At 61.1% G+C, this 12,426-nt stretch carries 13 protein-coding genes and 1 riboswitch; of the genes, 5 read left to right on the plus strand and 8 right to left on the minus strand.

The window, feature by feature from the left end; genetic code table 11:
* Window positions 1-242: 242 nt before the first annotated feature.
* From PUT78_RS08835 to PUT78_RS08860, 6 genes are all read right to left on the minus strand, one after another.
* A complete protein-coding gene (locus PUT78_RS08835; protein WP_274351988.1) occupies window positions 243-1,250 on the minus strand; it encodes a FecCD family ABC transporter permease in 1,008 nt (335 codons plus the stop codon).
* Window positions 1,251-1,331: 81 nt separating this feature from the next.
* Entirely contained in the window at window positions 1,332-2,246 is a 915-nt protein-coding gene (locus PUT78_RS08840; protein WP_420793486.1) for an ABC transporter substrate-binding protein, read from the minus strand.
* A gap of 17 nt (window positions 2,247-2,263) precedes the next feature.
* Window positions 2,264-3,055 carry an ABC transporter ATP-binding protein gene (locus PUT78_RS08845; RefSeq protein WP_274351891.1) on the minus strand — a complete coding sequence of 264 codons (792 nt, stop codon included), beginning with the start codon at window positions 3,053-3,055 and terminating at the stop codon, window positions 2,264-2,266.
* Complete coding sequence (locus tag PUT78_RS08850; protein ID WP_274351892.1) at window positions 3,052-3,261, minus strand: hypothetical protein; 210 nt, start codon at window positions 3,259-3,261, stop codon at window positions 3,052-3,054. Before PUT78_RS08850 ends, PUT78_RS08845 begins: the two co-directional genes overlap by 4 nt.
* A 179-nt stretch (window positions 3,262-3,440) precedes the next feature.
* A riboswitch (cobalamin riboswitch) is annotated at window positions 3,441-3,644 on the minus strand.
* Between the two features lie 63 nt (window positions 3,645-3,707).
* Entirely contained in the window at window positions 3,708-4,817 is a 1,110-nt protein-coding gene (locus PUT78_RS08855) for a CobW family GTP-binding protein (protein WP_274351893.1), read from the minus strand.
* Window positions 4,818-4,979: 162 nt separating this feature from the next.
* Entirely contained in the window at window positions 4,980-5,564 is a 585-nt protein-coding gene (locus PUT78_RS08860; RefSeq protein ID WP_274351989.1) for an HNH endonuclease, read from the minus strand.
* A 359-nt stretch (window positions 5,565-5,923) separates the two neighbouring features.
* On the opposite strand from PUT78_RS08860, the gene PUT78_RS08865 reads away from it, so the two are divergent.
* Both PUT78_RS08865 and PUT78_RS08870 read left to right on the plus strand, forming a co-directional pair.
* Window positions 5,924-6,664 (plus strand): ZIP family metal transporter, encoded by a 741-nt coding sequence (locus PUT78_RS08865; RefSeq protein WP_274351894.1) that lies wholly within the window; start codon window positions 5,924-5,926, stop codon window positions 6,662-6,664.
* Between the two features lie 41 nt (window positions 6,665-6,705).
* Window positions 6,706-7,398: a M48 family metallopeptidase gene (locus PUT78_RS08870; protein WP_274351895.1), complete on the plus strand. Its 693-nt coding sequence runs from the start codon at window positions 6,706-6,708 to the stop codon at window positions 7,396-7,398.
* A gap of 120 nt (window positions 7,399-7,518) precedes the next feature.
* Here PUT78_RS08870 and edd read toward each other — a convergent pair whose 3' ends face one another.
* Window positions 7,519-9,324 (minus strand): phosphogluconate dehydratase, encoded by a 1,806-nt coding sequence (edd, locus tag PUT78_RS08875; protein ID WP_274351896.1) that lies wholly within the window; start codon window positions 9,322-9,324, stop codon window positions 7,519-7,521.
* A 204-nt stretch (window positions 9,325-9,528) separates the two neighbouring features.
* On the opposite strand from edd, the gene PUT78_RS08880 reads away from it, so the two are divergent.
* Window positions 9,529-9,705 (plus strand): RSP_7527 family protein, encoded by a 177-nt coding sequence (locus PUT78_RS08880; RefSeq protein ID WP_274351897.1) that lies wholly within the window; start codon window positions 9,529-9,531, stop codon window positions 9,703-9,705.
* 448 nt (window positions 9,706-10,153) lie between these two features.
* On the opposite strand, the gene PUT78_RS08885 is transcribed toward PUT78_RS08880, so the two are convergent.
* Window positions 10,154-10,609, minus strand: a complete 456-nt coding sequence (locus tag PUT78_RS08885; protein ID WP_274351898.1) for a DMT family transporter — start codon at window positions 10,607-10,609, stop codon at window positions 10,154-10,156.
* A gap of 114 nt (window positions 10,610-10,723) precedes the next feature.
* Here PUT78_RS08885 and PUT78_RS08890 point away from each other — a divergent pair, with 114 nt between their 5' ends.
* The gene (locus PUT78_RS08890; RefSeq protein ID WP_274351899.1) at window positions 10,724-11,575 is read left to right on the plus strand and encodes an SDR family oxidoreductase; all 852 of its coding nucleotides are present in this window, start codon (window positions 10,724-10,726) and stop codon (window positions 11,573-11,575) included.
* 36 nt (window positions 11,576-11,611) lie between these two features.
* Window positions 11,612-12,382 (plus strand): tRNA pseudouridine(38-40) synthase TruA, encoded by a 771-nt coding sequence (truA, locus tag PUT78_RS08895; RefSeq protein WP_274351900.1) that lies wholly within the window; start codon window positions 11,612-11,614, stop codon window positions 12,380-12,382.
* Window positions 12,383-12,426 lie beyond the last annotated feature (44 nt).

The following is a 12,426-nucleotide window of genomic DNA, read 5'->3' on the forward strand; positions in this document are numbered from 1 at the left end:
GGCGCTGCCCCCTCGGCCCTGCGGGCCTCACCCCCGGGATATTTGACCCAGAATGAAACACCATCTGCAGACATATCCGCAAGACCAGAGGCCCATTTCTGTATCCGTCGCATGGTGCGACCCGGTCATCGTGGACACTGCGCAAGGCTATTGCTTTCATTCTGGGTCAAATATCCCGGGGGTATGGGGGCTGGCCCCCATTCTGAGCAGATGAACGCTGCGTGCAGGCGGCGGGGTCATGTTCATGACCTTATCCCCCTGCGATGACGCAGGAGCCAGATGAAGAACACCCCGCCGATCAGGCCGGTGACAATACCGATCGGCATATCTTCAGGCCGCAGAAGGGTGCGCGCGACGACATCTGCCCAGACCAGAAAGACCGCGCCCAGCGCCATTGACGCGGGCAGAACCCGCGCATTGTCGCCGCCCGTCAGCAGGCGCACGATATGCGGGATCATAAGCCCTACAAAACCGATGACACCGGAAAACGCCACCATCACACCGGTCACCAGTGCGGCAACAACAAAGACTGTCAGCCGGAAACGTGCCACTGCAATGCCAAGTGTCGTGGCGGTTTCATCCCCGATGGTCATCGCATTCAGCGACCCGGCGACAGCGCGGAACCAGCATCCCGCGCCCAGCAGGATCACTGCAGGCCAGATCAGGTGCGCCCATTGCGCCAACCCAAGCCCGCCCAGCATCCAGAACACGACCGTATGGGCGGCGCGCGGATCGCCCAGAAATATCAGGACATTGGCAAGCGCCATGACGATGAAGGACACTGCGACGCCGGTCAGTACCAGACGGTCTGCGCTGGTCGCCTGCGCGAAGCTGGCCACAGAAAGCACAAGCGCCGTTGCGCCAAGCGCCCCGAGGAATGCCAGTATGGGAACTGTGGCAAACCCCAGGAACATGCCTGTATGCAGCAGCGCCAGAATGGCGCCGAACGCCGCCCCCGATGAAATGCCCAGCAGATGCGGGTCGGCCAGCGGATTGCGCGTCACGGCTTGCAGCACCGCCCCCACAAGCGCAAGTCCCGCCCCGACCAGCGCGGCCAGCAGCGCGCGGGGCAGCCGGATTTCCCAGACAATGGCCGCATGCCCCACAGGCCAGTCAGGCGTCAGCAGACCGGGCAGCAACCGGTCAAGAACCACGCCCCAGACTGTGCTTAACGGGACCGGCACGGCCCCGATACTGACTGCCGCCGAAATGGACGCCGCAAGCACCGCCAGTGCACCGCAAACCCACATCGCCGCGCGCCCGCCCCGCCGTAGGCGTGGCGCAGCACCTTGGCCGGGTGATGCAGGGCGGCGTGGGTTTGTCATCTTTGCCTACCGCCCGTGGAAAGCGTCAGCCAGGGTGCGGATCGCCCGGATATTGCGCGGGCCGGGTGTGGCCTCTACATATTCCAGCACGACGAAGCGATCATGAATCACGGCATCCATTTGCGCAAAAGCGGGGTTTGTGCGCATAAAATCGATCTTCTGTTGGGCGGTCACTTCACCATAATTCACGATGACAACCACTTCGGGATTGCGGTCCACCACGGGTTCCCACGCAACGCGGGTCCAACTGCTGTCAACATCATCCATGATGTTGCGTCCGCCTGCGGCCTCGATCATCGCGGTGGGGATCGCATAGCGCCCGGCGGTAAAGGGTGTGTCTTCGCCGCTGTCATAAACGAAAACGCGCAGCGGCTCGCCCGTCGGGATGCTTGCCTTGATCGCGTTCAGGTCTTCCTGCCAGTCCGCAATCAGGGCATCCGCACGTTCCGGCACACCGAAGATCGCCGCGAGATTTCGGATATCGTTGAACATGTCATCCATCGCAACACGTTCGCGCGCCATGATATGGATGCAGCTTTCGGTCAGTTCATAGACCTGAATGCCAAAGCGGCCCAAAGTGTCTGGTGTGACCTCTCCGCCCACGCGCATGCCGTAGTTCCAGCCTGCAAACCAGAAATCCGCATCTGCCCCGATCAGCACTTCGCGCGACGGGTAGCGCGCGGACAGTTCGGGCAATTCGGCCACGCCTGCACGCATTTCCGCGTCCAGTTTGTTCCAGCCGGAAATACCGGTATATCCGACCATCCGGTCGGCCAGTCCAAGGGCCAGCATCATTTCTGTCAGATTGACATCGTTGGACACCGCACGGGCGGGGGGCGCGTCAAAGGTCACCTCTCGGTCGCAGCTTTGTACTGTGACCGGATGCGCCAGCGCGGGCGCGGCAAGAACCAGTGCCGTCATGGCCAAAGGAAGGGTTTTCATGCAGACAATTCCTGTCGTGTGTCGTTGAAAAGGGAAAAATCAAAGCGCGCAGGCCCGCGCGCCACTGCCATCACACCAAAGGCGCGGGCAATAAGATCGGGTGTCAGAACGTCGCAGACAGAACCAAAGGCAAGCGGATGGCCCTGTCGCAGGACCAGCAGATCATCGGCGAAACCCTGCACCAGATTCAGATCATGCAGTGATGCCACCACTGTGACGCCCAGTTCCCGCACCAGACGCAACACTTCCAGCTGGTGGCGGATATCGAGGTGGTTGGTCGGTTCGTCCAGCACGATCAGCCCTGGTTCCTGCGCAAGCGCGCGGGCCACCATGACCCGCTGGCGTTCGCCACCCGACAATGTGCCGAAGGGGCGCTGCGCAAAAGCTTGCAGGTCCAGACGGTCCAGTGCGTGGTCCACCAGATGCCGGTCGCGTTCAGATGGCCCCGACAAGGCCCGCCGGTGCGGTGCCCGCCCCAGAGCCACGATCTCTGCCACGTTCAGGGCAAAATCGGTGGGTTGTTCCTGCAACACGGCGGCCACGCGCTGCGCAACCTGACGCGCTGGCGTTGTGTGAATATCCTGACCATCCAGAAGGACACGGCCGGTCTGCGGCGCATGAAACCGGTAGATCAGGCGCAGCAATGTCGATTTGCCCGCCCCGTTGGCCCCCAGCACGCCAAGAATGCGCCCCGGCGCCAATGTCAGGGACACCGGATGCAGGATGCCATTGCCCCAGGACAGCGAATCCAGTGTCAGGCTGGCGGGTTTGGGGGGCGGACAGCTCATGTCGGATACCCGGTTGTCAGATGGGCCTGCAACAGGGGCGTCTGCGCATGGCAGAGTTCCATCCGCCCCTGCCCCGCGCGCCATTGCAACAGGCAGTCCCGGGCATGGGGGCATTGGTCCAGAACCACCTCGCCATGCATGTCGGGAATGTCGCCCGTCACCTTTTCAACCAGCGTCATGCTGGCGCCAAGGCGTTCCAGAAACATATATCCTTCCATACAGGGACCGGCGCGCAGCCGGCAGTCACGACATGGTGTTATATGGAAATGTCGGGTCATTGCCTTGTCCTCTGTCTGTGGAAACAGGGGGCACAGGCTGCCAGAAACAGGGCACAGCGTATCGCGCTGACATCATTTGGCCTCCTCCGGACACCCCGTCCGGTTTGGTGTTGCGTTTATTGATGGCAGGTCTCCTGGCTTGCGGTTGGTCGCGCGGCCCCCACCTTCCCGGACCAAAACAGGTCCAGTGGCGTGAAGGGGGCGCGCACCGCTTACAGTTGCGGGGGCAGCATCGGAATTGGGGCGAATGCCCCGCACCGGTTTCCCTATTCTCCCGGCAGATACCGGGCACCATCAGATTTTCTGCCTAGTGGGCGTTGCCCCCTGTGTCAATGAAAACCAACGAAGGGCCGTGCGCGCGTGTGCGGGACAGATCAGAACGGTGTTTCCAGACTTTGCCCCATCATGCCGGGCGCTTCCGTTTTTTCTGCGGGGGGCGACAACAGAAGGGCAAGATGGCGGTCCAGTTCCGGTTTCGGAATGTCGCGGGCGATCACAACGATACGGCTGGATGTGTCGCCCTTCGGCCATGATTTCAACGGGGTGGGCGGCGCGAATATATGCTGCACGCCATGAAACACGAAAGGGTATGGAATATCTTCCAGATGAACAATTCCTTTGATGCGCAGAATATCCGGCCCCTTGATTGCAATCAACGAATCCAGCCAGAAATCGAACACCTCGGCGGGAATCGGGGTTTCGATCCGGATAGAGGCCGTGGCGATCCGGTCGTCACTGGCATGATGGGACACGGTTTCAAAGGGCGCGGAAGTCGCAGCTTCCGGCAGCGCAATTCCCGAAAGCCCGGCCAACGGGTCCGCGGCGGGGGCTGCAAGCCAGGCCAGCGCGTCATCTGCGGCAATATCCTGGCGCATTGCGCCCAGTCCGAACACATTTGCCGCAGGCACCGCGCCCATATCAGCCCAGACGGGCTGCGCACCCGGATTCAGCCGTTCAAGCCGCGCCTGAAGATTGCGGCGCATGGTGGCATCGGTCAGGTCACGCTTGGTCAGAACGATGCGGTCCGCCATGGCAACCTGCGCCAGCGCTTCGGCATGGCGGTCAAGCGTGGACATGCCCAATGCGCCATCCACCACTGTCACAATGCCGTCCAGCGTATAATTCGGCGCAAGCACACGATCAACCATAAGCGTGTGGTGAATCGGCCCCGGATCGGCAAGCCCGGTTGTTTCGATCACAACGCGGTCGAACTGCAGCTCATCGCGCACCCGCCGCGCCAGAAGCGAAACCAGTGTCCGGGACAGATCACCGCGAATGGAACAGCAGATGCAGCCTGATTGCATCAACACGACATCTTCGGCCGCGTCCTCTATCAGGTCGTGGTCAAGTCCGGCTTCGCCGAATTCATTCACGACAACCGCCACGCGGCCCGCAGCCGGATCATGCAGCAGCCGGTTCAGAAGGGTGGTTTTTCCCGCGCCCAGAAATCCGGTCAGCAAGGTTACGGGGATCTTGTCATGCATGGCGAGGCGCTTTCAGTCCGGGGATATTAGGCTGATTGTTACATTATAACATTCGCAACAGCAAGCCCAGCCTGTTATCGCGCCAACTGCTGAATTTATGCCTTTTAATTCAATTAAATTACAACGGCTTGCGCTTCGATCTTAAAGCAACCTGCGCGTATCTCAGGCTTCCAGTTCAGTATCCCAATACAGGTAATCCATCCAGCTTTCATGCAGATGGTTCGGCGGAAAGCGGCGACCCAGATTACGCAGTGTTTCTGCATCCGGGCGATAGGGCGTCTTGCGCAGCTTCATTCCAGAGGCCCGCAAGGTCTTTGACCCTTTGGCCAGGTTGCATGGCGCGCAGGCGGCCACCACATTGTCCCAGCTTGTCACCCCGCCCAGTTTGCGCGGCACAACATGGTCAAATGTCAGGTCATTGCGCGCCCCGCAATACTGACAGGAAAATTCGTCCCGCAGGAACAGGTTGAAACGGGTAAACGCCACACGTTTGCGCGGTTTGACGAAATCGCGCAGCACAACCACAGACGGCACCCGGATTTCCAGCCGCTGGCTGCGCACGATCTGATCATATTCAGCCAGAATATCAACGCGGTCCAGAAACACGGCCTTTACCGCATCCTGCCATGGCCACAACGATAAGGGGTAATAGGACAAAGGCCGGTAGTCAGCATTCAGCACCAGTGCCGGAAAGTTCCGAAGCGACACCGGATCACGCGTAAAATCGGTTCTGAAATCACCATCCATAGGTGCCGCCTCCGCATTGGCAGCCCCCCAGGGCATCTGCCCCGCAGGGCCATTGGCGCAAACAAAGATCCGCGCCATGAACTGGACTATATATTGCGCAATCCATCTGACAAGCCTTTATAACGCACCAGATGTCGCCTGTTGCACTATAGCGCAGGTAAACAACAATGATGTGACAATTCGCGCTCATGTCGCTGAAATAGCAGGCATTGCGCCTTCTTGGGGGCGCAGGCAGCCACCGGCCCGGTTCGGCATATCGGCGCTAGGGGCGGCGCGCAGTCGCCTGTGCCTGATGACAACACTCTTGCCATGCGGCCTGATACAACATAGGTTAGAACTATTCTAATGTTTGACTGGCAATGTCTGATCCCACCATCCTTCTGGTTTTCCTGGCTGCGGCCATCACCGCAATAGCAACCGGGCTTGGCGCGCTGCCGCTGGCCGCGATGCGCAATGTCACGCCGCGCGCGCTGTCCTATGGGAATGCCGCGGCGGCGGGGCTGATGCTGGCGGCCACTTTCAGCCTGATCGGCGAAGGTTTCGCATTCTCCGGTCTGCGCACCTTGACAGGTGTGCTGCTGGGGCTGGGTGGCATATGGGTCGCCAAACGACTTCTGGCCGGGAATGACAGTGGCGACATTGCCAATGTGAACAAGGCCGACGGGCTGAAAATTCTGCTGATCATGGGGGTGATGACCGTGCATTCCGCCGCCGAAGGTGTGGGAGTGGGCGTGGCCTATGGCAGCGGGCGGGAACTTGGCGATTTCATCACCATCGCCATTGCGCTGCATAACGTGCCCGAAGGGCTGGCGATCGCGCTGATCATGGTGCCACGCGGGGCAAGCGTGCGCAAAGCGGCGTGGTGGGCAATTCTGTCATCGGCGCCGCAGCCCGTCCTGGCGGTCCCGGCCTTCCTTTTCGTGCTGAGTTTTGCGCCGTTTCTGCCCATAGGGCTGGGACTGGCCGCAGGCGCAATGCTGTGGATGATTTTTTCCGAACTGCTGCCCGAAGCGCGCGACGGCGTGGACCCCGCGACAACTGGTGTGATTGTGACCCTTTCCTTCGCGCTGATGATGGGTCTGACACTGGTTATTGGCTAAGCACCATTGCCCCGCCGCCCGCCCTGCCCCATATTCCGCATATGTTGAAACTTACCCCCATTCTGATCCTGCTGCTCTATGGGCTGGCGATGTACTGGTTTTCGGCCTGGCGTACCAAGCAGGAACTGGATGCCAGATCCACACCGCTGGCCGATGCACGCCTGAAACAGCTGACTGACAGTTTCGCAAAAGCAGTGGGTGTTGAACGGATCAAGGTGCATATCTATGAAATCGACCCGGTCAACGGGCTCGCTGCCCCTGACGGGCGCATCTTCATCACGCGCGGGTTTTACAACAAGTACCGACAAGGCGAAGTTACTGCGGAAGAAATGGCAAGCGTCATTGCGCATGAACTGGGACATGTCGCCCTTGGCCATTCCCGCAAGCGCATGATCGATTTTTCAGGAACAAACGCCGTGCGTATTGCGCTGGCGACAGTGTTTAACCGGTTCCTGCCGGGGCTGGGCGTGATCATTGCGAATTTTCTGGTCTCTGTGCTGGCCGCGAAATTAAGCCGCAATGATGAATATGAAGCCGACGCCTATGCATCCGCGCTGCTGGTAAAGTCCGGAATCGGCACTGCGCCGCAAAAGAACCTGTTCAGGAAGCTGGAAACCCTGACCGGCATGGGCGGCGGCATGCCCGCTTGGCTGATGAGCCACCCCAAGACTGCCGAACGCATTCGCGCGATCGAGGAAAATGAAGCGCGCTGGAAAATCGCGCCTGAAAGCTGACCCCTGGAAAACCTTGAAAAGGGGAGCGCGCCTTGCCCCCATTGAGGGGGCGGCGGCGCGCGGCGGGACTTGCGCCCTTCGGCCCAGCCAGAAGCGACCCGCCCCGGATGCCGCGTTTCGTCAAACGACGACGGCGGCCCCTTCCGTCGAATCGCCCACCGCCTGCCGGAATGCGGCGAACATTTCCCGCCCCAGCCCGAATTCATTCGCGGACAGGTCAACCGTGACCGGCGTGCGCGCGTCAAATCCCTCCTCCAGGACATCCAGACGCCCTGCAACAGCGTCAAGGCGCACCATGTCCCCGTCCTGAATGCGGGCCAGCGGGCCGCCCTTGGCCGCTTCGGGCGCGACATGAATCGCTGCCGGAACCTTGCCGCTTGCCCCCGACATGCGCCCATCCGTGACCAATGCCATTTTCAGTCCGCGATCCTGCAGCACCGCCAGAATCGGTGTCAGCGAATGCAGTTCCGGCATGCCATTGGCCGCTGGTCCCTGAAACCGGACCACGACCACAGTGTCTTCGGTGAATTCACCCGCCTGAAACGCCGCCTTGACGTCCGCCTGTTCCCGGAACACGCGCGCACGCGCCTGAATTACATGGCGTGACGGGTCCACTGCGGAGGTCTTGATCACCCCCTGCCCCAGATTGCCCGTCAGTTGTTTCAACCCGCCGGATTTCTGGAATGCGTCGCCAGCCGGACGCAGAATCCGGTCATTCAGCGTATGCCCCGCGCCGTCTTCCCAGACCAGGGTGCCATCACGCAGCTTCGGTTCCTGCGCATAGCGCGCCAGCCCATCACCCGCGATGGTGCAGACATCATCATGCAGCAAGCCCGCATCCAGCAATTCGCCGATCATGAAACCAAGGCCGCCAGCGGCATGGAAATGGTTCACATCGGCCAGACCATTTGGATAGACCTTGGCCATAAGTGGCACGATGTCGGAAATATCAGCAAAATCCTGCAAGGTCAGTTCAATCCCTGCCGCACGCGCCATGGCCGGCAAATGCAGCACCAGATTGGTTGACCCGCCCGTGGCCATCAGCCCGACGATACCATTGACGAAGGCCCGTTCATCCAGCACCTGACCGGCAGGGCGATAATCGTTGCCAAGCGCAGTGATGGCCAGCGCGCGTTCAGTTGCAGCAACCGTCAGCGCATCGCGCAGCGGCGTGCCCGGATTGACGAAACTGGTTCCCGGCATATGCAGACCCATGAATTCCATCAGCATCTGGTTGGTGTTGGCCGTGCCGTAAAAGGTGCAGGTGCCCGGACCGTGATAGCTGGCCATTTCGGCCTGCATCAGTTCATCGCGCCCGATTTCGCCTTGCGCGAATTTCTGGCGGACTTTCGCCTTCTCATCATTCGGCAGGCCGCTGGTCATGGGACCGGCCGGAATAAACACGGATGGCACATGACCAAATGTCGCTGCCGCAATGATAAGCCCTGGTACAATCTTGTCGCAGACCCCAAGCCAGACAGCGGCATCAAAACAGTTATGCGACATGGCAACCCCCGCCGACAGGGCAATCACATCGCGCGAAAACAGCGACAGTTCCATGCCGGGCTGGCCTTGGGTAACCCCGTCGCACATGGCAGGCACACCGCCAGCAACCTGCGCAGTTCCGCCTGCCGCGCGTGCGGCGCTGCGGATGATGTCAGGATAGGTCTGAAACGGCTGATGCGCCGACAGCATGTCGTTATACGCGGTGACAATCCCCAGATTGGGCGCGCGCCCTTCTGCCAGACTGGCTTTGTCCGCGTCCATGGCCGCATAGGCATGGGCCTGATTGCCGCAAGCCAGATGCGCACGCACGGGGCCGGATTCGGCAGCGGCGCGCATTCTGTCCATATATTTCGCCCTGCGCGCAGCCGAGCGGTTGCGAATTCTGTCCGTGACGGCTTCAATCCCGGAATTGATTGGCATGATCCCTCCGATAGGCTGGCGCGAAACGCGCGGGCAAAAGTTCAGCGTCTTGCCTTCATATAGACAGTTAGCGCTAACGTGGCAAGCATGCTCCGCAGGAATGCGTCTGCTGCATAGCGGGCTTTCCGAATTGTCCCTCGCAATGCTGCGGCGCAGCGTCTACCTTCGTCAACAAGAGACAAACACCATCGCAAGGCACACACAATGGAAACGCTTCACAACGAGACACTGACAGTTCTGGATGTCACCCAACTGGAAAAAGAAGCGCGGCGCATGCGCGCGGCGTATATTCAGGCTGGCGTTCACAAGGCATGGACCGCTCTGGTCGCATATTTCGGCCATGCCGCAGGCGCACAGGACCACGGCGCCAGCAAGGCCTGAGCACGCATCCGGAATACGACACGCTGAAAAAGGCGGGCCTGATATGGCCCGCCTTTTCACATGAAAGCCCCGGCCCCCGGCGTAATCGGATCAGGCTGAGACGGCCTGTTGGCGGGTGGTTTGGCCTGAAGGGGACGTTGGGGCGCATTCCCGAGGCGCGGAGCAAAGGCCGCAGGGTTTGAAGGGACCGTCGCGCCAGTGGCGCGGCGAAAGCCCGGAAAACGCGCGATCGGCGGGCGGTCCCTTGACCCGCCGATTTCACTGATGTCACGTCAAGCTTATGAACTCAGGATTGTGACGCCTGCATAAAGTGAACGTCTCCGATGTGGGACCGGCAGTCCCCGGTCCACCGCTGACGTGGGCTTTGTGCATAGGTCAGCGTCCCGTTCAGGCCGGAATTGACCGGCCCTACAATGCCATCAGGCGCGATCAGCAATCCAAACCGGCTCTATGATGGCGGGCGTTGGGCCAGCACCACCCCCACTGCCATCAGCACAATGCCCGCAATGCGCGGCAGATCCAGCGGACGCAGCCGCGCCCCGAAAAGGCCGAACTGGTCAATCACGCAGATCGCAACAATCTGTCCCAGAAGCACGAACATCACCGCATTCCCTACCCCGAAACGCGGTGCCACCCAGGAAATCGACAGCAAGTAGAACGCGATCAGAAGCCCCGCCAGAAACAGGTGCCTGGGCTGTGTCGGCAATGCGGCCAGGGCGTTGGTCTGGCCCAGAACCGCAGCAACCCCCATCGCCGCAATACCCGCGATCAGGAACATCATCGCGCCCGCAATCGCGGGCGATCCGATGCGTGTACCAAGCTGGGCGTTCAAGGCCGCCAGAACCGGCACGCCGATGCCTGCGGCCAGCATGATCACCGCATATTTTATCGTTTCCGGGGTCATTGATCAAACCTTTGCAATTTTCACTACCCTGCCAGCAGCGCCCCCGCCCTGCCAGTGGGAAAATGCGCATTCCGGCCCTTGCGGTGCCACTACACATGACCCAATACTGGCCGCATGACAGGAACACTTCTTTCAATCGGCCACGGATACAGCGCGCAGGCGCTGGAGCCGCTGTTGCTGCCGCGCGGCTGGACCATCATCGGAACCACACGCAACGCCGACAAGGCCCATGCCATGGCCGCGCGCGGCGTAACACCGCTGATCTGGCCGGGAACCCCCTTGCCGCTGGCACAGGCCACGCATGTACTGACCTCCGTCGCGCCGCGACAGGATGACCCGGTACTGGCCGCGCATGGTGACCAGATTGCCAGCGCGACGCATCTGCGCTGGGTCGGATACCTGTCCACAATCGGAATCTATGGCGACCATCAGGGGGCGTGGGTTGACGAAGACACGGTCCCCAATGCGGTATCCGCACGCGCCCGGGCGCGTGTGAATGCGGAAACCGCGTGGCAGGATATCTGCGCCCGCGCGGGGGTCCGGCTGCATATCTTCCGGCTGGCGGGCATATACGGGCCGGGTCGTGGCCCTATAGCCAAACTCCGCGAAGGGCGCGCGCAGCGTGTCGTCAAACCCGGGCAATATTTTTCACGCATTCATCAGGCCGATATTGGTCAGGCGCTGGATCGCGCAATCCATTCCGACATAGGCAATCGCGTCTATAATCTTTGCGATGATCACCCGGCCCCGCCGCAGGATGTGCTGGCCTGTGCCGCACGCCTTGCCGGAATGCCGGTCCCGCCCGAAATCCCCTTTGAGGATGCGGACCTGACGCCCATGGCGCGCAGTTTCTATGCCGACAGCAAGCGTGTCCGCAATGACCGGATCAAGCGCGATCTGGGAGTTGAGTTGCTGTATCCGGATTACGAAAGCGGGTTGCGCGCGATTCTGGACGCAGAAGGCTGATTGCCAAACCGGCGCGCCCACGTTAATTGCGCGCTCATGCCACGCTATGCCCTGAAAATCGAATATGATGGCCGGCCCTTTTGCGGCTGGCAACGTCAGGCAACCCTGCCATCCGTGCAGGGCGCAATCGAGGCTGCACTGGCCAAACTGGAACACGATCTGCCGTCCATCGGGGCAGCCGGGCGCACGGATACTGGCGTGCATGCCACTGCGCAGGTTGCCCATTGCGATATGCGCCGCGACTGGAACCCCTTTCGCCTGATGGAAGCGCTGAACCACCACCTGCGCCCGGCCCCTGTCGCCATTCTGGCCTGCGCGCAGGTTGATGAGGGGTTTCACGCGCGTTTTTCCGCCACTGAGCGGCGCTATCTGTTCCGCTTGCTGGCCCGGCGCGCGCCCCCCACATTCGCGGCGGGTCAGGTATGGCATATCCGCCACGCGCTGCAACTCGCGCCCATGCAACAGGCGGCGACCCATCTGCTGGGCCTGCATGATTTCACCACGTTCCGCGCAAGCCAATGTCAGGCGGCATCGCCCTGCAAGACGCTGGATGCATTGGACATCACTTGCGAGGATCTGCCCGAAGGTCAGGAATTCCGGTTTTCCCTACGCGCACGGTCATTTCTGCACAATCAGGTGCGCAGCATCGTCGGCACACTCGAACGCGTGGGCGCGGGCGCATGGGCGCCGGAAGATGTAAAAACCGCACTGGACGCGCGCGACCGCACTGCGTGCGGCCCGGTCAGCCCGCCCGATGGGCTATATCTGACCGGTGTCGGCTATCCGTCCGATCCGTTTGCGGCCTGACCGCCGGGTCAACAGAATCTGTCACACACCACGGGTGCATGCCA

It is taken from the genome of Roseinatronobacter alkalisoli (genome assembly GCF_028745735.1).
In the GTDB taxonomy this organism is placed as follows: domain Bacteria; phylum Pseudomonadota; class Alphaproteobacteria; order Rhodobacterales; family Rhodobacteraceae; genus Roseinatronobacter; species Roseinatronobacter alkalisoli.